Source organism: Oleidesulfovibrio vietnamensis (assembly GCF_055388115.1).
In genome coordinates this window covers 653,187-674,283 of record NZ_AP042419.1, presented here as the reverse complement: position 1 = coordinate 674,283, position 21,097 = coordinate 653,187, and the positions used below count along the sequence as shown (strand labels likewise).

The following is a 21,097-nucleotide window of genomic DNA, read 5'->3' as shown; positions in this document are numbered from 1 at the left end:
TGCACATCACCCGCACTGCGCGGCAGCAGCAACAGCATCTGATTACCTTGGAGCAAACATGATGTATATTTTCATAGCAACGGCGGCACCCGCAGCATTGATCGTGCTGTGGGGCATCATGCTGTACAACCGTTTTGTCCGCTTCCGGGCCATGATTGAAGAAGCCTGGAGCGGTATCGACGTTCATCTGAAGCAGCGTCACGATCTTGTGCCCAACCTTGTCGCCACTGTGCGCGGATATGCAGACCACGAAAATCAGACCCTGACGGCTGTCACCGAAGCGAGAAGCCGCTGCATGACAGCGGGCGGACCGCAGGAGGCGGCAGTGGCGGAAAGCTTTCTGGGTCAGGCGCTTGGCAATCTGTTCGCCCTTTCGGAAAGCTACCCCCAACTGAAGGCTGATGCCGGATTCAGGCAGCTGCAGGAACAGCTTGCCTCTCTGGAAGACAACATCCAGAACGCCCGCCGCTACTACAACGGCACAGTACGCCAGATGAATGTGGCCGTAGACAGTTTCCCGTCAAATATCATAGCCGGAATATTCAAGTTTTCCCGCGCAGACTATTTTGAACTGGAAGACGCCGCCCAGCGTGCTGTCCCCGCCGTGCAGTTTTAGCACGGGGCACCGCCCCGCCGCTGATACCGGCCCTGTGCAGCCGTACGTACCTGAAAACCGGCCGCAACGCGTTGCGGCCTTTACGACGCCCCTTGCTTATCAGGATCATCACCATGTCCCACACCCTGCAAAAGCGGACAGCGCTGTTTGCCGCCTGTCTGGCCGCCGTGCCGCTGCTCTGCGCTCTGCTGCTGTCTTCTCCCGTTCCCGCCTGCGCAGCCCGGCAGGCCCATGCGGCAGAACGCATTCTGCTGTTTGATTCCACCGTGCACATTCAGCCCGACGGGCTGTTGTCCGTGCGTGAGACCATCAGGGTCAACGTTCTGGGCCAAAACATCCGGCGCGGTATTTTCCGCGATATTCCGGTGCGCTACAAGCTCGGCATGGGTTTACGCCGCCGTCATGCGCTCATTGTGCAGAACGTGCTGCGCAACGGAAAACCGGAACCCTATGCCGTGGAACAGCGCAATCATGTACTGCGCATACTCATCGGCTCGGGGCATGCCATGCTGGACCACGGGGTGCACACCTATGAGATAACCTACACGCTGGACAAACAGATAGGTGTACCCGAAGACGGCAAAGAAGCGCTGCTGGCGTGGAACGTGACAGGCAACTACTGGGACTTCACCATCGACAAAGCCACGTGCACCGTTGTGGCTCCTCCCGGGGTATCTGTTGTGTCCGCCACGGGGGCCACAGGCAGACCCGGTGAACACGGCACGACGTTCACCGCATCGTACCACGGGGCAGAAGCCGCATTTGCCACCACCAAGCCGCTGCCGCCCCGGGAAGGCTTCACCATATTCACGCGGCTGACACCGCCGGACGGCCTTGCGGGACCGCAGGGCTTTGCTGCCGTATGGGCTGACAACAAACTTTTCTTTGCCGGAATCGCGCTGCAGTTGCTGCCCCTTCTGGTCTTTGCCCTCCTTTGGCACAAATTCGGACGCGACCCGCACGGCCCGGTGGTAATCCCCCGCTATGAGCCGCCCGCAGGTATGGACGCGGCATCTGCCGGCAGCCTGCTGCAAAACGCCCCCATGCCGCGCAAACGCGCGCTGATGCTCAGCATCGTGCATCTGGCAGCAGAAGGCTGTCTGACCATTGAAACGGAAAAAATGACACATGTTCTGCATGCCACCGGCAAGCCCTCGTCGGTACCCGCCAACCGGCAGGTGCTGGAAGAGCTGTTCAGGACAGGCAACACAGTGCAGCTGAGCAGCTATAACCGGCCGGCGCTTTCTTCGGCGGCGGATGCGCTGCAGCGCTCCATGAAAGAACGCTATGACACCCCTGAAATACGCCGCAACAACACCTCCAAACTGCTGCTGTGTGTGCTGAGCAGCATTGCCGCACTGGCAGGCAGCGTACCGCTTGTGTTCGCCGGTGATGCCGGAGGATTTATGGCGGGGGCCGCTTCCGGCATGTTGCTGCTCATGGCAGGACTTGTGCCCTACAAGATTCTCAGCAGGCGGTTCAGCATTCCGGGCATACTGTTCTCTTTGATATTTTTCAGTTTCGCGCTCATCTTTTTTGCCTCTTTCAACAGACATGCAGAAGCCAACACCGGCATGGTCATCGTGCTGTGGAACGTGTTTCTGCTCTGGCTTTTCCGCAGACTGATGCCCGCCTACACCGAAAAAGGCATGGCTCTCGTCAATGAGCTAAAAGGATTCAGACTGTTTCTTTCGCTCACCGAAAAGCAGCGGCTGCAGATGCAGGACCAGCCTGAAATCACCCGCGAGCGGTTTGAGGCCCTGTTGCCCTTTGCCATGGCTTTCGGCGTTGAACGCCGCTGGGAGGACAGCTTTAAAGCTGCCATGCAGCTGCGCGGCGAAGACAGCACCAACTACGGCATACGCTGGTATGACAGAGGTTTTTCCGGCACAGAGATGCGCCATGCCGGACTGGGCGCCGCGCTGGGCAGCAGCATCGGGGCATCAGTCTCCGCCAGCATGCCGGAATCCACCGTCTCCGGTTCTTCCGGCGGCTTCAGCAGCGGCGGAAGCGGCAGCAGCGGCGGAGGCAGCGGTTCCGGAGGAGGCGGCGGCGGGGGCGGCGGCTGGTAATCATCCTATTGCGCCCGCACGTGAAGTGCGGCATCATCGTAACAAGCAGAGAATGCAGCGGGTACACGCGGACAATGCCGCGTGCGCACCCGCCGCCATCAACAAAGCAGGGCACCTCCCATGACAGAAGATACCACCGCACAGTGCAGCCAATGCAGCCAGTACTTCACTTTTGTTCTGGATAACGAGCTGTTTGCGCTTGAAATAGACTCCATACGCGAGGTGCTGGAACTGCCTCACATCACACGCATTCCACGAACACCGGCATTTATGCGCGGTGTCATCAATCTGCGGGGGCATGCCGTGCCCGTGGTCGATTTGCGGCGCAAATTCGCCATGCCCGCAGTGCAGGACACCGTGGATACCTGCATAATCATCGTGGAGGTGATGATGGACGGCGAGCTGTCCATCATCGGAGCGCTGGCGGACGGAGTGCGCGAAGTGGTGGACATCAGCCCCGATGCCGTGGAACCGGCCCCCCGCATGGGAACAGCCATACAACCGGAGTACATCAGGGGCATTACCCGCCACGACAACGCGTTTGTCATGCTGCTGGACGCGGAACGGCTTTTTTCGCAGGCGGAAATGGAAATGCCGCCGGCGGCCCCCCTGTAAAAACAGCCCGCCTCAGTCCGGCATGCCCCGCCGCGGGCGCATACACGGCACACCGGGGCCATTGTCTCTCCTTCATCATACGGCCGCGCACCCCCCGTCACGGTGTTCCTGTGACGGCGTCAGCGGTGCACGGCACCGGCAATGCACTACCACGCAAAAAAATACCGCCGCCGGACTGCCCGTTGAAAAACGGCTTCCGGCGGCGGATAGAAAATGCGTGTCCGTACGGCTGTCACCTGCAGCGCCCTCAAGGACGGCCGCAGCATGTGAACGGTGAAACGGCTGTGCCCGTAGAGGGCAGCGGCGCGCAAGGCGAACTACAGCTCAGGGTCAGACGCGCCCCTTTGCTGCGGCATGCCGCTGCACCATGCCCATCATGTTGTACACCAGTTGCGCCGCGGCAAAGTCCGAGGCAATGTCACCAAGATCCGGTGCCAGTTCCACGACATCCATACCAAGGACATGGCGCCCTTCCACTGCCTGCCGCAGCATGTGCTGAGCGTCCCACCAGCCCAGTCCTCCCGGCACGGGGGTTCCCGTGGCGCGTATGACCGCAGGGTCCAGCCCGTCCACATCAAACGTCACATACACCCGCGAGGGAAAGTCCGGCGGCAGAATATGCTCCGGCAGACCGTGTTCCGCCAGCTGACGGGCGTCCCAGCATGTCACGCCATGTGCCGTGCGCACCCGGACTTCTTCTTCGCTGCAGGCACGCACGCCCACCTGCACCAGCGGCAGGCCCATTTCAAGCGCCCTGCGCATGACGCAGGCGTGGCTGTAGGGGGTACCGTCGTAGCGTTCTCTCAGATCGGCATGCGCATCAAACTGCACCACCCCGAACGATCCGTACCGTTTATACAAAGCCCTCAGCGCTCCCAGCGTGACGGTATGCTCTCCGCCCAGCAGCACAGGCACAGGCGGATTCTCCGGCGCAGCGTCCAGCGCGGCCTGCACCGAGGCTTCGATACGCATCAGCACCTCTGCCGTTTCTGCATCGCAGTCCACAGGGCAGTGGGTGAACAGCCCCAGCCGTGAAGGGTCGGACAGCCCGTCCCACAGCTCCAGCTGCCGCGACGCGGCCAGAATGGCGGCAGGCCCCCTGAAGGTGCCTCCGCCGTACGATACAGAGGCTTCGTAGCCCGCCGGAATAATATGAAACCGCGCCTTTCCGGGCGCCACAGGCTCCAGCTCGGAGTCCAGAAAACGCTCTTCATGTTCGCACAAACTCATATCAGCTCCTCGCGCGGCACACCGCGCAAGACCGCCCCGCAAGGCACGGGGCGGTCACCGGTTCAGGAAAGCCTGTTTCTGAAGTCTTCGTACCCGAAGGTACGCTCGACCAGTATTTCATCGGTGGCGGGCCTGTAGCGTGCTATGGCAGGCAGCTGCAGCCCGTTGAAGGTGTTTGTTTTCACCATGGAGTAGATGGCCATATCGGTAAAGGCCACCCTGTCTCCGGCCCTGAGCGGCTCATCAAACGAGTATTCGCCGATGACATCACCAGCAAGACACGACTTGCCGGCAAAGCGGTAGGAATACGCTTTTTCCCCCTGCAGCCCCGAGCCGATGACATGGGGCCTGTAGGGCATTTCCAGTACATCGGGCATATGGCATGCGGCCGAAGCGTCCAGTATGGCCACAGGCATATCCGCCTGAACCACATCCAGCACGGTGGCCACCAGTATGCCGGTGTCCAGCGCCACCGCCTCGCCGGGCTCCAGATACACCTGCACATCGTATGTGCGGCGCACATGCGCGGCGCACCGGCACAGCGTGTCCACATCGTAATCGCTGCGGGTAATGTGGTGCCCGCCGCCCATGTTGACCCACTGCATGCCGTGCATCCACCGGCCGAATTTCTTTTCCACCTCGGCCAGCGTACGCTCCAGCGCATCGGCATTGTGCTGACACAGCGTATGAAAATGCAGCCCCTCCACACCGTCCAGTGCGCCGGAATCCCGTTCCAGAGCCGCTTCAAACTCACGCAGACGCACGCCCAGACGAGAACCGTCCGAACACGGGTCGTATATGGGCACCGCGCCTTCCGAGTGTTCGGGATTGACGCGTATACCCATGCTCACATGCCGCGGACAGGCCTGCACCGCAGGCCGGAAACGCTCCAGCTGTGCAAATGAGTTGAACACCACATGGTCAGCGTGCCGCAGGATGTCCTGCATGTCGTCATCGGAGTACGCGGCGGCAAAAACATGCACCTCGCGCCCGAATTCCTCCCGCGCAAGACGGGCCTCATGCGGCGAACTGGCACAGGCTCCATGCAGCACCGTGCGCAGCAGCGGAAACACGCTGAACATGGCAAACCCCTTGAGTGCCAGCAGAATTCTGGCACCGGTGCGCTGCTGAACCGTGTCCAGCACGGCAAGATTCCGGCTCAGAAGGCCCTCGTCCACCACAAAGCACGGCGAGGGCACCCTTCCGATGCCTAACCTTTCAAGATAACCTCTTTCCACGGCAGACCACGCTTGTTGAGCTCTTCCATGAACGGGTCAGGGTCAAGCTGTTCCATGTTAAACACGCCGCTGCCCTGCCACTTGCCGGTGACCATCATCATGGCACCTATCATCGCGGGCACGCCGGTGGTGTAGGAAATGGCCTGAGAACCTACCTCGCGGTAGCATTCTTCATGATCACATACGTTGTATACGTACAGGCTCTTTTCCTTGCCGTCCTTGACACCGTGCATCACGTTGCCGATGCAGGTCTTGCCTTTGGTACGCGGGCCCAGCGATGCGGGATCGGGCAGCAGTTCCTTGAGAAACTGCAGCGGCACAATGTCCTGCCCGTTATAGCGCACGGGATCAATGCGGGTCATACCAACATTTTCAAGCACCTTCAGGTGGTTGAGATAGTTGTCTGAAAACGTCATCCAGAACCGGGCGCGCCTGATGCCGGGCAGGTTGCGCACCAGCGACTCAAGCTCTTCGTGGTACATGAGAAAGCACTTTTTCCTGCCGATGCCCTCGGGGAAATCATACTGCATGCTCCACGAAAGAGGATCGGTCTCCACCCATTCGCCGCGCTCCCAGTAGCGCCCTCTGGCGGTTACTTCACGGATATTGATTTCCGGATTGAAATTGGTGGCAAAAGGATAGCCGTGATCACCGGCATTGCAGTCGATAATGTCGAGAACATGAATCTCGTCAAAATGGTGCTTGACGGCATGGGCGGCAAACACGTTGGTCACACCGGGATCAAACCCGCTGCCCAGCAGTGCCATGAGCCCTTTTTCCCTGAAGCGGTCCTGATACTCCCACTGCCACTTGTATTCAAAACGGGCAGTGTCCGGCGGTTCGTAGTTGGCCGTGTCCAGATAATTGACGCCGGTTTCAAGGCAGGCATCCATGACGGGCAGATCCTGATACGGCAGGGCGAGATTCACCACCAGATCAGGCTTTACCGCGTTGATCAGCTGCACCATTTCCGCCACGTTGTCGGCATCCACCTGAGCGGTTTCTATGGTGCGGCCGGTGCGCTGCCGGATGGAATCGGCAATGGCGACGCATTTGGAGACCGTGCGGCTTGCCAGCACGATTTCTGAAAAAATATCCGGGGCCTGCGCGCACTTATGCGCGGCAACAGAGCCGACACCGCCGGCGCCGAGAATGAGCACTTTTGCCATAGGGCATCTCCTTGCAGCCGCATCATGCGGCGTGCACTTCTATCGTTCGAAATAGGTGTATCCGCGCAGACCGTTTTCGTAGGCCTGCAAAATGCCATACCTTTCGGAAGGGGTGATGCGCCCCTCGCGCACTGCCTGTTCCGCCGTGTCGCGCAGCTGTTCCATGATGCGCCTCGGGTCGTATTCCACGCTGGAAAGCACATCGGCCACGGAATCACCAAGCAGTTCACGCCGGTATTCAATGCTGCCGTCCTCTTCCACGCGGATGCTGACCACGTTGGTGTCGCCCAGCAGGTTGTGCAGGTCGCCCAGCGTTTCCTGATACGCGCCCACCAGAAAGACGCCCAGATAATACTCCTCGCCGTTAAGGGAATGCAGGTCAATGGTATTGCGCACCCCTTGCGGATCGATGAAGCGGTCTATGCGTCCGTCACTGTCACAGGTGATGTCCGAAAGAATGGCCGGACGGTCGGGAAATTCCCTGAGCCTGTGAACCGGCATGACAGGAAACAGCTGTTCGATGGCCCAAGAGTCGGGCAGCGACTGGAACACACTGAAGTTGCCGTAATAGACATCGGCCAGTACGCGGTCTATCTCGGCAAGTTCTTTGGGCACATGACGGAGTTTATCTTTTTCCTCCGCCACACGCCGCATGAGTGCCCAGAAAATCCGCTCGCCCAGCGTGCGCTGACGCAGCGTCACCCGTCCGTCCAGAAAATTACGGCGGATTTCGTCGCGGTAGTACAGCGCGTCGTTATAGCATTCCTGCAGGTTGCGCAGCGTAAGCCCTCTGAACGCCTCGAACAGGTTGCGGATCATTTCCGGTTCACTTTCATCCAGTGTATCCGGCAGATTGTCGGGAAAGGCTTCGGCGCCGCTCACATCAAGGATGTTAAAAAGCAGCATGGAATAATACGCCACAGTGGCCCGGCCGGATTCCGTGATGATATGCGGATGCGGCACACCTGTTTCGTCCAGAATGCTCATGACGGCTTCCACAATGTCCGTGCAGTACTCGTCCTGCGTGTAGTTGCGGCTGGAAACGAAATTAGTATGCGACCCGTCGTAATCCACGGCAAGGCCGCCGCCCAGGTCAAGATAGCCCATGGCGGCACCTTCGGACACCAGACCTGCATAAACGCGGGTGGCTTCCATTACGGCACTGCGGATATCGCGGATATTGGGCACCTGCGAACCGAGGTGGTAATGCAGCAGGCGGAAGCAGTCGAGCATGTCCTCTTTCTGCAGCCGGTCCACCACGTCCATTATCTGCGCCGTGGTCAGGCCGAAAGTGGACAGCTCGCCGCCGGAATCGCTCCAGTGACCGCCCGCCTTGCTGGCAAGCTTAACACGGGTGCCGATAAGCGGACGCACACCCATCTGCTGCGAACGCCGCAGAATAAGCTCAAGCTCACGCGGCATTTCAAGCACAAAAAAGCACTTGAACCCCATGCGGACGGCATGCAGCCCCAGGTCAATGAACTCCTCGTCCTTGTACCCGTTGCAGACAATGCACGCTTCTTTATCCTGCGCCTGCGAGATGGCGGCGATAAGCTCCGCCTTGGAACCGACCTCCAGACCGTGATGGTACATGGAGCCGTATGTGGCTATCTTTTCGATAACCTGCTGCTGCTGATTGACCTTGATGGGAAAAACGCCCCGGTAGCCGCCCTGATAACCGAGCGATTCGATGGCGTTGCGGAATGATTTGTGAAGAAGGGAGATGCGTGATTCGAGAATGTTCTCGATGCGAAGCAGCACAGGCATATCAAGCCCGCGCTCCTTCATGCCCCGGATGATGTCCGGAACGCTGACGTTCAGCTTATGCGACCTCCCGAAAGGATACACCACGACGTCGCCTTCGGCGGAAACATCGAAGTACCCGGCACCCCAGTTGCGGATGCCATAGAGTTCGGCGGAGTCTTCAGCGCTCCACCGTTGCAGAGTGTGCTTACGTGCCAATCTCTGATCCTCATAAATACCCCGTTTCATTGTTACCTGCACAGGCCGCCCCGCAGGGCGCGCCCGACCTTTGCCATACTGCGCGCTACCGGCTGCATATACGCCGCGCACCGCACCCTGCCATTCAGGCAGGGTAGCTAAGTAGAAGCGTCACCCCTGACTTGTCAATAAAAAAGATGTTCTTTGCAACAGGCATGCAACGTATCGGATTATAACGCCTTGGCTCCTGCAGCATACACCATTTAATCCGCAGGCCCTACACTTTTTTGCTTATCGGAGCCAACCCCCTATAGCCACCACGCATTTTCTGTGCTAACCGGTCTGCGCTCAATTCAACTTATCGGAATTTACCCTTGCGGGCGCCTCTATTTCACACGCCCGGCATATACGGAATGCGTCTTGAAGCAACATCTGCGTATAAAACTGCATCAGACACTGCACAGCGGAACAGAGAAAGACAGTGATCCTGAATTAGTCCGCCGCACTTATATGCTGAACGGCTTTCTGCTGCTCAGTGCCTTTATATGTGCACTGATGGCAGTACTGAAACATACCGAAAGCTTTACGGTGCTTAAAGGCATTTTATGGTGTTCTGCAGGGGCATACTGTGTGTTATACTTTTTTTTGCGCACAAGCGGTATGCTTAAAGTGGCAAGCGACTTTGCGCTGGCTCTTACCGTCACACTCGGCGTACTGCTTATCTGGCGTCTGAATGACCAGATAACATATATCCTCTGGCTTTTCGCACTGCCGCCTGCAGCGTTTTTCACCTTCGGTACAAAGCGTGCAGCTGTGGCGCTGGGGCTCCTCCTTATTGCGCTGCTGCTCAGCCCTTTTGTTTCTCCCGCAGCCATGTCGCCGGAAACGTTTTCGCTGTCTTACTTCGTGCGCGTAATTGCCGCTTTCTTTACTCTGAGCCTGTTTTCCGCACTGGGTGAATATTCTCGCGCACACACGCAACGGACACTGGTGGCCCTTACCAGAGAAATGGAACAATGCGCTTGCACCGACCCGCTGACAGGTCTGCTCAACCGGCGGGGCATATACGACAGACTTAACGAAGAACGGGCGCGGGCCACACGGTCGGGTTCCACATTTTCGGTGATACTGTGCGACGTGGACCACTTCAAAAACGTCAACGACTGTTTCGGCCATCAGTGCGGCGACCATGTGCTGCACCAGCTTGCCGAGCACTTCCGCCGCAGCGTGCGCGGGCAGGATGTCGTCTGCCGCTGGGGAGGCGAGGAATTTCTCTTCATTCTGCCGGAAACCGACGAGCAGGGAGCCTTGAATCTGGCGGAGAAACTGCGCTCCACCGTGGAACAGACGCCCGTCAATTACCACGGCATGCCCATAGACATCACACTGAGTCTGGGCGTGCAGGAATGCACCCTGACGGAAAGCCCCGAATTCCACATCCGCGTCGCGGACCAGAAGCTTTACATAGCCAAGGAACACGGCCGCAACAAAGTGGTCAGCGGCAACATAGAGGAACTGATGCCGCAGGAACTCATAGCCTGACGCCGTTTTGTTCTTCTGCCGCCATGCATCCGGCGGACACTGTGCACATAAAGAAAGGGCGGCCCGCGGGCCGCCCTTATGCATGCGTCATATGCACCGGCAAACTATTGCGGCCCGCGCCAAAAGCGGGGCGACGCGACAGCCTGCGGGCGGCTTCAGTCGCCGGACGGTTCAGGCACGCCGTGCAGTGCAAGCTGCATCAGGGTACGCACGGCAAATCCGGTGGCGCCGAACGGGCACAGCGGACTTTTTTTGTTGCGGTAGGCAGGACCGGCAATGTCCAGATGCGCCCAGCGACGTCCTTCATCCACAAACTGCTTCAGAAACAGGGCCGCGTTAATGGTGCCGCCTTCGCGGCCGCCCACGTTCTTCATGTCGGCCACATCGCTTTTCAGGTCTTCAAAGTACCTGTCCCACAGCGGCAGACGCCAGTACAGGTCTCCCACGTCGCCGCCCCGGGTGCGCACGGTTTCTGCCAGTGCATCATCGGTGGCAAACACGGCTGCCACATCGGTTCCCAGCGCAATCAGGCAGGCGCCGGTCAGCGTGGCCAGATCGACCATCACCGCGGGATCGTATTCCCGCTGCGCCCATGTCATGGCATCGCACAGAATCAGACGGCCCTCGGCATCGGTATTGATGATTTCGATGGTCTGTCCGGAAAGTGACGTGACCACATCACCGGGGCGTGTGGCCTGCCCGTCGGGCATGTTTTCGGTGCAGGGCATCACGCCGATGACCCTGCGGGTGAATCCGGCCGATGCAGCGCCGGCCTGTCCGCCCATCTGGCCGATGGTTTCAAACAGGCCGAAAATGGCACCCGCTCCGCCCATGTCACTTTTCATGTCGCCCATGTTGGCCGAAGGCTTCAGGCTGATGCCGCCGGTATCAAAGGTCACGCCCTTGCCCACGAACACAAGAGGCTGTTCCTTTTCCATCCCGCGGGGGCAATACTCGATGGCAAGCAGCCGTGCATCTTCCACAGCGCCCTTAAAAACTGATTCAAAGGCCCCCATGCCCGCCGCGGCTATTTCCTGACGGGTCATGGAACGCACGGTAAAACCATAGCGGGCCGCCAGCTTGCGGGCCTGTTCTTCCAGAAATGACGGTGTCACCAGATTGGCCGGACCGTTGACAAGATCACGGGTCAGAAAAATACCGGCTGCGGCCGATTCGCCCCTGCGGGCGGCATCTCGCAGCGTGCTGTCTATATCTTCCGCAAAAAACAGGCTGATCCACGACGGGGTGAACAGCGGCTCTTTGCGCGTGGTGCGGAATCTTTCGTATGTATACAGCGGCAGATACGCCGAAACCACGGCTTCTTCCACATTGCGCGCGGCATCGCCGGGCAGACCGGCAAGGGTCTGCACATCTATGCCCACTGTTTCCAGCTTCAGTTCGCGGCATTTCTGCATGGCGGCCGCCACGGACTTGCGCAGGGTTTCAGCGGTGTAGGATTCCCGTTCGCCCAGGCCGCACAGAATGATGCGCGGGATGGCTATTTTGGGATGGCCGTACAGAACGCCTGTTTCGCCCGCGGCACCCGTAAAGTCGTTCAGTGCCGGAGCGATGTCCAGCCACGGAGCCACATCGATGAGTGCCAGTGCCTGTTTGCGTATGTCTTCGCCCTTGAAGGCAAAAGCAAGCACCACGCTTGCTTTCCATTCTCCGGAAGGGCCTCTCTGAAACCTGAGATCCATTGCTAATCCTCCGCTGACTGCGGCGGGCCGCAGCACGCCGTGATATGAGCAGTCCCTGCCGCGCGGGACAGGGACATGACCGCAGACATAGGCCGCCTTTTCCTGCGGAAAGAGGCAGACCGCTGTAAAAAGTAGTGCACCGGAGACACGAAGGCAAGAACATGCCGTGAAAACATCGGAATGCCTGCCCGCATGCGGGATGCCGGAGCCTGCCATTTGATGCTTGCCGTATCATGCTGCGCGGCGTATATGGCGTGGCATGCGTCAGAAATATCTGTCACCCTTCTGGTTGCCGGTCTACGCATTCGGCATTGTCATTGTCGCCGGAGCGTGCCTGCTGCGGCTTGAAGACAGCCTCAACGGCGTGTCCATCAGCTTCATCGACGCTCTGTTCACCGCCACATCCGCGGTATGCGTCACCGGCCTTGCGGTTGTGGATACCCCGTCCACCTTTTCCACCACGGGCCGGACAGTGCTCATGGTTCTTATCCAGCTGGGCGGGCTGGGCATCATGACCTATTCCAGCCTCATTTTCTTTCTGCTGCGGCGCAGAGTGTCGCTGACGGACAAGGCCGCCGTGGGGCAGGTGCTGCTGCATGACCCTTCTTTTGATCTGGGGCGCTTTCTTACCCACATGGTCATTTTCACACTGTGCATCGAGTTGGCCGGCGCCGCGGCGCTCATGGTGCTCATTCCGCAGGATATGCCGTGGTTCCATGCGCTGTTCCATGCTGTTTCCGCTTTCTGCAACGCCGGTTTCGCCCTGTTTTCCGACAGTCTCATGCGCTGGGAAGGCCACGCAGGGGTCAATCTGGTGTTCATGCTGCTGATCATCGCCGGCGGGCTGGGCTTTTCCGTCATGGAAGAATCCGTGCTGCGCATCCGGGGCGAAATTCCCGCTCTCAGCCGTCATACGCGCATCGTGCTGCGCACCACGCTGTGGCTCATTTTCGGCGGCGCGGCCTGCCTTTTTCTGGCAGAACTGCACAGCGGCGGTTCCGCAGACATGCCCACCCGCGTGCTGCAGGCGCTTTTTCAATCCGTCACCGCCCGCACGGCAGGCTTCAACACCGTGGACATAGGCGGCATGGCCAATGTTTCGCTGCTGGTCATGCTGTTTCTCATGTTTGTGGGCGGTTCGCCCGGCTCCTGCGCCGGCGGCATAAAAACAACCACGCTGCGGGCGCTGAGCGCCTTTGTGGCGGCACAGCTTTCCGGCCGCCGTCAGACCGTTGTCATGGAAAGGGCGCTTGACGACGCCACCATGAACAAGGCAATCACCCTCTTCATCTTTGCGGTGCTCACCGTCACGGGGGCCACTCTGGCGCTTTCCATCACAGAATCGGCCGGCGGTGCGCTGGCGCAGGAAAAAGGCATGTTTCTGGAGCTGCTTTTTGAAAGCGTTTCGGCGTTTGCCACAGTGGGGCTTTCCACCGGTGTCACCCCTCAGCTGAGCGACCCCGGCAAGCTTATCGTCACCGCGCTTATGTTCATCGGGCGCATAGGGCCCATATGGCTGCTTTCCGCCCTGCAGCGCTTCCAGCACGAACCCAAGTACCGCTGGCCTGAAACCCAGCTTCCCATCGGTTAGGAGGCCGTCACGGCATGCAGAAAAAACTTGAAGTGGGCATCATCGGCATGGGAAAATTCGGCCAGCCGCTGGCCCGCACCCTTCTGGACAACGGACACGGCGTGGTCGCCCTTGACCGTTCAGAAACACGCGTCCGCCAGCTGCAGGACGACCTGCCCCACATATACGCCGCCGATGCCACAGATATCGGCGTGCTGCAGCAGCTGCGCTTTCAGGACCTTGATGCCGTCATAGTCAGCGTGGGCGGTTCCATGGAAGCATCCATTCTGGTGACGCTGAACCTGCAGGAAGTAGGCGCCCGGCGCCTGTATGTGAAAGCGGTAAGCAACGAACACCGCAAGGTGCTCAACCGGCTTGGGGTGGACTATGTCATACAGCCCGAACACGACGTGGCCACGCAGCTGGCCCACCGGCTGGCCAATCCGGGCATGCTGGACCTGCTGCCCTTTGGCGGCGGGGTGCTGCTGCAGGAATTCACAGTGGACAGCTGGGCGGGAAAAACCCTGCTGGACCTCAAGCTGAGCAACGAATCCGGCGTGATGGTTGTGGCCATACGATACATCGGCGAACGGGAATACACCTTTGTGCCTTCCGCCGACCGTCCGCTTGTCAAAGGCGACATCATGGTGGTCATCGGCAAAGTGGACGACGTGGCGCGGCTGAAGCCCTGACGCCCTCATTCTTTCCGGCTGCCGGACGATACGACAGGCAGGTGCATGTGCGCCTGCCTTTTGTATTGCACCGCCGCACACGGAAACCGGCACGCGTTGGCACGAAAACCGCAGCACAGCCCGCAGCTTCGTTATCACGACAGGAAACCGACATGAACACGCTGATTATCAACCTGACCCGCTTCGGCGACCTGCTGCAGACCCAGCCCGTCATCTCCGGCCTCACAGCACGCGGGCACCGCGTCAGTCTGGTGTGTCTGGAAAATTTTGCTCCGGCCACGGCCATGCTGCGTCATGTGGAAGCGGTGTACCCGCTGCCCGGCGCGCGCCTGCTTTCGCTTATGGAATCAGGATGGCACGGCGGACTGAGCGAGTTGTGGCAGTGGTCGCGCACCGTGCGCAGCAACGCCGCACCGCGGACAGTGCTCAATCTGACGGCATCGCTCAGTGTGCGGCTGCTTGCGCGGCATCTGACAGGTGCCGACGCGCAACTGCACGGCTTTGCGCTGGACAGTGAAGGTTTCGGGCACAACACCGACCCGTGGTCCACCTTTCTGCAGGCATCAACCCGCATGCGCGGCTGCAGTCCGTTCAATATCATCGACCTGTTCCGCATGTCCGCCGGTCTGGACGGCACGCAGTGCCCCTTTGAACTGAACAGCCCCGCGGACAGCGTGCGCGAAGCCATGAACAGCACACTGCAGGCGCACACCGGCAACCTGCTGCGCAGCGGGGCCATGCGGCACCCTCCGCGCGGCTTTGTCGCCCTGCAACCCGGCGCCAGCGAAGAACGCCGCCGCTGGCCGGTGGAGCATTTCGCCCGCACGGGTGACATGCTGTGGCAGTCTCACGGCCTGTGCCCCGTACTGCTGGGTTCCGGCGCCGAAGCGGAGCTGGGCCGCAGATACGCCGCAGCCGCCACGGCCCCGCACATCAACCTTATAGGTGCAACCGACCTGCCCTCACTGGGGGCCGCGCTGCTGGCAGCGCGGCTGCTCATCAGCAACGACACCGGCACAATGCATCTTGCGGCCGGGCTGGGGGTGCCCGTTCTGGCCATCTTTCTGGCCACAGCCCAACCGTGGGACACGGGCCCCTACAAAGAAGGTATGTGCAGTCTGGAACCGGACCTGCCCTGCCACCCCTGCCCTTTCAACAGCCGGTGCCCGCATGAACACATCTGCCGCAGGCACATACAGCCGGCCACAGTGCACGCCATGACGGCGCGCTGGCTTGATACAGGCGTCTGGTCCGCCCAGCCGGAGGAAAAAGATGCCCGTGTGTGGATTTCACGCCTGCGGTCCGACGGGTTTCTTGATCTGGAATCACTTTCCGGACACGAAAACACCGACCGGACGGTATGGGTGCGTCTGCAGCGCCATTTTTACAGTCAATTTCTTGACCGCGCACCGGCCGCCCGTTTCGGCACAGGCACCGTGCGCACCATCAACGAACCGGAACAATTGCTCAAACCGGAAAATGACACCCTGCAGGCCGCTCTGGATGAGCTGGCACAGGCCGACGCCCTGCTTCACCTGCTGCAGGAACAGGGCAACGCCCTGCGCCACCGCTCGGTGGAAATACTGAAAAAACGTTTTCTGGCCACATGGCAGAAGCTTCAGGTGCTCTGGGATGCAAGCCCGCGGTTCAATGTTCTCGGCTTCTTATGGATGAGCGAAACGCAGGAGGCCGGAGCCTGTCTGGATACGGTGCTGGCACTGGCCGCCCGTTACCGGACCCTGATCACCACATGGCGCACGCATCTGCTCCGTGAAGGCATCTGACCGGCACGGATACTGCATAACGATAAACATCCCTGATAATCGTTTCCCATCAGCGAGTATTTTTTGAGGAGGGAGAAACCCCATGATCATCATCGACGGACAGGAAAGCAGCTTCAAGGTAAACAACTTTGCCAATCTGGAAGAGCTGCTGGTAAAGGTAATGGAGCAGGACTACCTTGAAAACAGGGTGGTTACCGATGTTCTGATCAACGACGAGTCGTTTTCGGAAATATACCCCCATCAGGCGGAAGACATCGAAACCCGCGAAATTGCCTCTGTGGAGATACGCAGCGTGCCCGTGGCCGAAATGGCCATGAGCATTTCGCGCGAACTGTACAAGGTCGTTCAGATTATGTCCGAAGGCAGCCGTAAGGTGGCTGAGCTGTTCCGCCAGGCAGACGACAGTGAAGCACTTGAAACCTATCAGGATCTTCTGGAAGTCATCCGTGATTTCCTTGGTATGATAGGTGTGCTGCGCAACGAATTTTCGCTGCAGGAACAAAAAGTCTTCAACGAAGCGGTGGAAGAAATTTCCTCCCTGCTGGGTGAAATGACCGAAGTAATGGAAAACGAAGACTGGATTCTGCTGGCAGACCTGCTTGAATACGAATTTCTGCCTGCCGTGGATAAATGGAAACAGGTTATCCATCTTATCCGGGAAGATATCAAAAGCGTAAAGGGGTAACAGCCATGACCGACAGCCTTGCCCTGTTAGATCAGGCCCTGACTCTGGGCGAAAGCGAACTGTCCGCGCTGGCGGACGGCGACGTGGATTCCGCCGATTCCTCCGCACAGCAGCGCAGCAGACTGATAGCTATGGCGTGGGAAAAACGCGGAAGCGTACAGGAAGACGAACTGCGCGAAAAACTGCTGCAGCTTCAGTCCCTGCAGGGCAGACTGACCAGTGAAGCACGCAGACTGCACCAGTCGCTGCGTGAAGAGCTGCAACGCAGCCGCAAGGAATCGGTCCGGCTTTCAGGGTACAAGCGGGCCGTGTCCGTCAGGCCGCTGCACAGTCATTACATAAGCAAGCACGGCTGATGCCTGCTGCTTTCTTCAAGCCGGCTTACGGCACCGCACACGCGGTGCCGTTTTTTTTTGCGTATCAGCTGCAGGCATCCCCCCCTCCGCCGGCAGACACCTGCGCGGTACCGCAACACCGCTGCCCGCACGGGACAGCCGCCTGCAGAATCACCGGCGCACGCTCCGCCCGGTCTGCGGCAACACACCGCAAAGCAAAAAAGCCCGCGGCACAACGGCACCGCGGGCAAATACAGCTGACAGCTAGCCGTCAGTCCGGCCCATATGATGCGCGTCGGTCTGCATCATTCTGGTGTGACACACGGCGCAGTTACCGCCCGCCCCCACGGGGCCGGGTGCGTTCTGGTACTGCATGGGGCCTATGTTGTCTCTGTCGCGTCCGTAAGCGTTGACAGCGGGGTATGACGCATGCGGACTGTTATGGCAGGCAATGCACATCACAGCGCCCATGGCGTCCGGCCTGTTTCTGTACAGCTCCGCACCGCCGGCAGTCCACACATTGAATGCATTGGCCTGCTCAGCCACGGGTCTGTTGCGGTAATCTTTATGGCAGGTGGCGCAGTCTGGTTCCTGCAGCCACGGCGTGCGGGCCGCCACATCGGCCGTACCGGCCACCATACGGGGACCGTAATGCTCCATCAGCCGCGCCGCACCGGCCTTGCCTGCTTCCTGCTCTTTTTTAAGCAGCGATATGGCGTGGTCTTCCATATAGCCGTGACATTTCACGCAGCCTATACCGGCTGTGGCGTGCACCCCACGCAGACAACGCGTGGGTCCCTGCGGATTGTTGGGATGGCAGTAGGCACAGGCTTCAGACCCGCGGCCCGTGAGATAATTGGCATGAAAACCATGTATGGCCGCAGGCAGATTGAGCAGTGCGGGGTCGCCTTTGGCATTAAGCACCGGGTCGGGATGGCAGCTCTGGCACAGCTGCGGTTTTCCCTTGTCCGCCAGCGCCGCCAGTTCACTGCCGCTCAGCCGGTCATGCGCCTTCAGCACATTGCGGCCGGTCTCCTGCGATATGCCCGCGATGCTTTCATGCTTCCACGGACCGCCGTGGCAGTTGCGGCAGCCCATTTCCGTGGAGGTGGGGGCCACGGTCTTTGTTTCCGCCAGCAGTCTGCCTGTGGCGGCGTCACGCGCCTGCACGGTGAACACCGGATACGGGTTGTAGCCGCCCTGCGCCGGATAGGGTTCCACAGGAATCAGTGCGGCCTCAAAACTTTTCAGGTCCGCATGCAGCTTCATGACTCCCTGCATGCCGTTGCCCGAAAGCCCCACGTTATCCGGCGGCCGCACCCCGAAAAGACTTTCGGCATACTGCCAGAAAGTCGACCTTTCCGCCGGTTTTTCAAATCCGGCCTCGACGGAGTAACTCAGAATCACGCCCTGCGTGACCACCGAAGGGCGTTCGCCGCGCCTGATGAGCTGCGCCCATATGTCATTGGCGGGCGGCAGCAGCACCCATTCGGAATAGCTGTCCGAAATGCAGTGCATGCCCAGATTGTTCCAGGCCAGCAGAACATATTCGTCCTTGTCCGGATTGAACGGGGGTATTTCCAGCGTCAGTTCCGCAGGCTTCACAGGAATGTTTTCCACCGCGCCGCCATGCAGTTCGTTGACAATATACGCCGCCACCAGCATGCGCTCTTCAACCGTACCGGAAAAAGGCGGCATGGCCGCGGATAACCGCCCGAAGCCTGAAATTTTGGCATCCATGCCGATAAGCGGATAATGCGCGGTGAGCGGCATGATATCATTTTCGCCGCCCACGGAATGGCACACGCCGCAATGCTGCCCGTACAGCGTCTTGCCGTCCGCCGCCAGCACCGGCGTTACGCACAGCACTGCCACCAGCAGCAGCGCCCGCACCGCCGCACGGCACAGACCTACCCTGACGCAAAGCCCGTATCTGCTGTCCATACAACCTCCTTACTAATGTCATGCCCGGTTGAAACGGCGGCACCCGCCTGCGCGACTCCCACCGCTCCGCGCGTGTCCGCCGGCAGCCGACATTCCGTCGGCCGTATCCCATGATCCGGCAGCATCCGGCACGCATCCGGCCGCAGAACAGCGACAGGCGCACGCAGGAACGCCACCGTTTCATTAATGCTCCGCCGCCGCCGGATGGATATTATTATCCACGGCAGACATCTGTTATCCGGTCATATGCGCTGGCCATATGCGCCGACGGCATGCGCCGGACGCCGGCCCAAACAACAACATGAGCCGGACGACATGAGCCGGACGCAAAAAAACGCCGGAGAAGCCAATACTTCTCCGGCGTACTGCGGAATATGCAAAGGGCGTCAGTTCTGCAAAGCAGAACCCTGTATCACGCCGCGATCAGTCTGATCCCAGCAGGGCCTGCGCAAAATCCCTGCCGTCAAAGGGGCGCAGGTCTTCCATTTTTTCGCCCAGCCCCACATAGGTAATGGGTATGCCGAACTGCATGGCCACGGCCACTACAATGCCGCCTTTGGCCGTGCCGTCCAGCTTGGTGAGGACAATTTCATCCAGCTTGCACGACTCGTCAAAAAGTCTTGTCTGCGAAAGAGCGTTCTGGCCTGTTGTGGCGTCAATGACCAGAATGGAACGGTGCGGTGCTCCGGGATGCTTTTTGCCCAGCACGCCCCGTATTTTCTGCAGCTCTTCCATCAGATTCACCTTGGTATGAATGCGCCCCGCCGTATCGACAAAAAGGATGTCATATCCTTCCTTCACGGCTTTATCCATGGCTTCGTAGGCCACGGCTGCGGGGTCCGCATTGGCACCCTTGGAGTGAAAGCCTGCCCCCACACGGTCGGCCCACACCTTAAGCTGTTCAATGGCCGCCGCACGGAACGTATCACCTGCGGCGATAAGCACTTTTTTACCCTGCAGACGCGCCCGATAGGCCAGTTTGGCTATGGTGGTGGTTTTTCCCACACCGTTCACGCCCACCATCAGCACCACTTCAGGCGGATTGATGGCGGCTATGCGGCGCGGCGTCCTGAAAATATCTTCCAGCTCCTCGCGCATCAGTTCCTTGAACAGTGCAGGATCATCAGAACCTGAGGCGCGTACCCGTGCGCGCAGTCTGCCCACAAGCTCCATGGCCGGTTCGTACCCCACATCCGCCATGATAAGAATCTCTTCCAGTTCCTCCCAGAAGGCTTCATCTATCTGCTTATGTGCCGAAAGCAGACCGTCGATACGACGCGTTATCTGCTCTTTTGTTCTGGTAAGCCCCTCTGAAAGCTTCAGAAAAAGTCTGTTGCGCTCGTCTTCCTCGTCTTCCAGCTCCAGCGCCAGTGCAAGACGGTACTGCAGTTCCGAGCGGAAATCCTCCACCCGTTCGTATTCCATGTCATCAAGCCATTTGCGGAAATTACCCACAAAGGCCGATGCCTCATCCGCCGGAGCATCCAGAGCGCGGAAAAAGAACAGCAGGCGATCCCACAGCTCGTCACCGGCACGGTCTATGCCCTGCAGCACATGCCCCAGCCAGACGCTCAGCCGCGGTTCGGCCCCGCGCAGCGCCAGCGTAAGCTCCGTCTGCCAGACGGGGGCTGCATCAGCCGCCTGCTGCGCAACCTGTGCAGCCTGCGGCGCAGCGGCGGCGGGCATATCCGCCGCATCTCCGGCTGCTGCGGCATGCGGCTGTTCCGCTACGCCGCCGCGTTGGGCCGCGGCCTGTATGCCTGCCTGCTCCGCCTCTGCAGAGGCAGTGTCATGCGGTGCGTCATCAGACAACGCATCACCGGACGATTCTTCCGGAGATACCTGCGTTTCCGGCTGCGCGGCGGCGTCGCGCTTTCCGGCTTCTTCAGGGGCAGGAGTCTCCGCCCCACCCCAGAACCGCTTCAGCTTGCTGAAAAAACCCATCTTCGCTCCTCAAAAAATTC

16 protein-coding genes are annotated in these 21,097 nt (G+C 59.7%); 9 read left to right on the top strand and 7 right to left on the bottom strand.

What is annotated here, in order from left to right; translation table 11 throughout:
* Nucleotides 1–58 precede the first annotated feature (58 nt).
* The 3 genes from ACZ5D1_RS02800 to ACZ5D1_RS02790 all read left to right on the top strand — a co-directional run bounded on the left by ACZ5D1_RS02800 (nucleotide 59) and on the right by ACZ5D1_RS02790 (nucleotide 3,303).
* On the top strand, nucleotides 59–616 hold the full coding sequence (locus tag ACZ5D1_RS02800; RefSeq protein WP_464555824.1) for a LemA family protein: 558 nt from the start codon (nucleotides 59–61) through the stop codon (nucleotides 614–616).
* Between the two features lie 113 nt (nucleotides 617–729).
* Nucleotides 730–2,688: a DUF2207 domain-containing protein gene (locus tag ACZ5D1_RS02795; protein WP_464555823.1), complete on the top strand. Its 1,959-nt coding sequence runs from the start codon at nucleotides 730–732 to the stop codon at nucleotides 2,686–2,688.
* Between the two features lie 120 nt (nucleotides 2,689–2,808).
* The gene (locus tag ACZ5D1_RS02790; RefSeq protein ID WP_011366689.1) at nucleotides 2,809–3,303 is read left to right on the top strand and encodes a chemotaxis protein CheW; all 495 of its coding nucleotides are present in this window, start codon (nucleotides 2,809–2,811) and stop codon (nucleotides 3,301–3,303) included.
* Nucleotides 3,304–3,633: 330 nt separating this feature from the next.
* Here the strand turns inward: ACZ5D1_RS02790 and speB are convergent, their stop codons facing one another.
* From speB to speA, 4 genes are all read right to left on the bottom strand, one after another.
* Complete coding sequence (gene speB / locus ACZ5D1_RS02785) at nucleotides 3,634–4,533, bottom strand: agmatinase (protein WP_011366688.1); 900 nt, start codon at nucleotides 4,531–4,533, stop codon at nucleotides 3,634–3,636.
* 62 nt (nucleotides 4,534–4,595) lie between these two features.
* Nucleotides 4,596–5,771: a carboxynorspermidine decarboxylase gene (gene nspC, locus ACZ5D1_RS02780; RefSeq protein ID WP_455696409.1), complete on the bottom strand. Its 1,176-nt coding sequence runs from the start codon at nucleotides 5,769–5,771 to the stop codon at nucleotides 4,596–4,598.
* Nucleotides 5,744–6,940: a saccharopine dehydrogenase family protein gene (locus tag ACZ5D1_RS02775; protein WP_464555821.1), complete on the bottom strand. Its 1,197-nt coding sequence runs from the start codon at nucleotides 6,938–6,940 to the stop codon at nucleotides 5,744–5,746. Before ACZ5D1_RS02775 ends, nspC begins: the two co-directional genes overlap by 28 nt.
* 39 nt (nucleotides 6,941–6,979) lie before the next feature.
* Nucleotides 6,980–8,902 carry a biosynthetic arginine decarboxylase gene (speA, locus tag ACZ5D1_RS02770; RefSeq protein WP_041277038.1) on the bottom strand — a complete coding sequence of 641 codons (1,923 nt, stop codon included), beginning with the start codon at nucleotides 8,900–8,902 and terminating at the stop codon, nucleotides 6,980–6,982.
* Between the two features lie 639 nt (nucleotides 8,903–9,541).
* On the opposite strand from speA, the gene ACZ5D1_RS02765 reads away from it, so the two are divergent.
* Entirely contained in the window at nucleotides 9,542–10,423 is an 882-nt protein-coding gene (locus ACZ5D1_RS02765; RefSeq protein ID WP_455696408.1) for a GGDEF domain-containing protein, read from the top strand.
* Between the two features lie 155 nt (nucleotides 10,424–10,578).
* Here the strand turns inward: ACZ5D1_RS02765 and ACZ5D1_RS02760 are convergent, their stop codons facing one another.
* A complete protein-coding gene (locus ACZ5D1_RS02760; RefSeq protein WP_464555820.1) occupies nucleotides 10,579–12,123 on the bottom strand; it encodes a leucyl aminopeptidase in 1,545 nt (514 codons plus the stop codon).
* A 259-nt stretch (nucleotides 12,124–12,382) separates the two neighbouring features.
* Between ACZ5D1_RS02760 and ACZ5D1_RS02755 the strand changes: the two genes are divergently transcribed.
* The 5 genes from ACZ5D1_RS02755 (at nucleotide 12,383) to ACZ5D1_RS02735 (ending at nucleotide 17,210) form a co-directional block, all read left to right on the top strand.
* On the top strand, nucleotides 12,383–13,714 hold the full coding sequence (locus ACZ5D1_RS02755; protein WP_027181765.1) for a TrkH family potassium uptake protein: 1,332 nt from the start codon (nucleotides 12,383–12,385) through the stop codon (nucleotides 13,712–13,714).
* 14 nt (nucleotides 13,715–13,728) lie between these two features.
* A complete protein-coding gene (locus tag ACZ5D1_RS02750; protein WP_011366681.1) occupies nucleotides 13,729–14,385 on the top strand; it encodes a potassium channel family protein in 657 nt (218 codons plus the stop codon).
* Between the two features lie 152 nt (nucleotides 14,386–14,537).
* On the top strand, nucleotides 14,538–16,169 hold the full coding sequence (locus ACZ5D1_RS02745; protein ID WP_464555818.1) for a glycosyltransferase family 9 protein: 1,632 nt from the start codon (nucleotides 14,538–14,540) through the stop codon (nucleotides 16,167–16,169).
* Nucleotides 16,170–16,251: 82 nt separating this feature from the next.
* On the top strand, nucleotides 16,252–16,854 hold the full coding sequence (locus ACZ5D1_RS02740; protein ID WP_011366679.1) for a DUF8043 domain-containing protein: 603 nt from the start codon (nucleotides 16,252–16,254) through the stop codon (nucleotides 16,852–16,854).
* Between the two features lie 5 nt (nucleotides 16,855–16,859).
* The gene (locus tag ACZ5D1_RS02735) at nucleotides 16,860–17,210 is read left to right on the top strand and encodes a hypothetical protein (RefSeq protein ID WP_011366678.1); all 351 of its coding nucleotides are present in this window, start codon (nucleotides 16,860–16,862) and stop codon (nucleotides 17,208–17,210) included.
* Nucleotides 17,211–17,453: 243 nt separating this feature from the next.
* Here ACZ5D1_RS02735 and ACZ5D1_RS02730 read toward each other — a convergent pair whose 3' ends face one another.
* Entirely contained in the window at nucleotides 17,454–19,133 is a 1,680-nt protein-coding gene (locus ACZ5D1_RS02730; protein ID WP_464555817.1) for a c-type cytochrome, read from the bottom strand.
* A gap of 423 nt (nucleotides 19,134–19,556) precedes the next feature.
* Nucleotides 19,557–21,077 carry a signal recognition particle-docking protein FtsY gene (gene ftsY / locus ACZ5D1_RS02725; RefSeq protein ID WP_464555815.1) on the bottom strand — a complete coding sequence of 507 codons (1,521 nt, stop codon included), beginning with the start codon at nucleotides 21,075–21,077 and terminating at the stop codon, nucleotides 19,557–19,559.
* Nucleotides 21,078–21,097: the final 20 nt, after the last annotated feature.

What these genes read in the sequence shown, in the direction of transcription:
- ACZ5D1_RS02800 (WP_464555824.1), top strand. Translation starts at nt 59, where the DNA reads ATGATGTATATTTTCATAGCAACGGCGGCACCCGCAGCATTGATCGTG.
- ACZ5D1_RS02750 (WP_011366681.1), top strand. Translation starts at nt 13,729, where the DNA reads ATGCAGAAAAAACTTGAAGTGGGCATCATCGGCATGGGAAAATTCGGC.
- ACZ5D1_RS02795 (WP_464555823.1), top strand. Translation starts at nt 730, where the DNA reads ATGTCCCACACCCTGCAAAAGCGGACAGCGCTGTTTGCCGCCTGTCTG.
- ACZ5D1_RS02765 (WP_455696408.1), top strand. Translation starts at nt 9,542, where the DNA reads ATGCTTAAAGTGGCAAGCGACTTTGCGCTGGCTCTTACCGTCACACTC.
- ACZ5D1_RS02730 (WP_464555817.1), bottom strand. Translation starts at nt 19,133, where the DNA reads ATGGACAGCAGATACGGGCTTTGCGTCAGGGTAGGTCTGTGCCGTGCG.
- ACZ5D1_RS02735 (WP_011366678.1), top strand. Translation starts at nt 16,860, where the DNA reads ATGACCGACAGCCTTGCCCTGTTAGATCAGGCCCTGACTCTGGGCGAA.
- ACZ5D1_RS02740 (WP_011366679.1), top strand. Translation starts at nt 16,252, where the DNA reads ATGATCATCATCGACGGACAGGAAAGCAGCTTCAAGGTAAACAACTTT.
- speB (WP_011366688.1), bottom strand. Translation starts at nt 4,533, where the DNA reads ATGAGTTTGTGCGAACATGAAGAGCGTTTTCTGGACTCCGAGCTGGAG.
- ftsY (WP_464555815.1), bottom strand. Translation starts at nt 21,077, where the DNA reads ATGGGTTTTTTCAGCAAGCTGAAGCGGTTCTGGGGTGGGGCGGAGACT.
- ACZ5D1_RS02790 (WP_011366689.1), top strand. Translation starts at nt 2,809, where the DNA reads ATGACAGAAGATACCACCGCACAGTGCAGCCAATGCAGCCAGTACTTC.
- ACZ5D1_RS02760 (WP_464555820.1), bottom strand. Translation starts at nt 12,123, where the DNA reads ATGGATCTCAGGTTTCAGAGAGGCCCTTCCGGAGAATGGAAAGCAAGC.
- ACZ5D1_RS02745 (WP_464555818.1), top strand. Translation starts at nt 14,538, where the DNA reads ATGAACACGCTGATTATCAACCTGACCCGCTTCGGCGACCTGCTGCAG.
- ACZ5D1_RS02755 (WP_027181765.1), top strand. Translation starts at nt 12,383, where the DNA reads ATGCGTCAGAAATATCTGTCACCCTTCTGGTTGCCGGTCTACGCATTC.
- ACZ5D1_RS02775 (WP_464555821.1), bottom strand. Translation starts at nt 6,940, where the DNA reads ATGGCAAAAGTGCTCATTCTCGGCGCCGGCGGTGTCGGCTCTGTTGCC.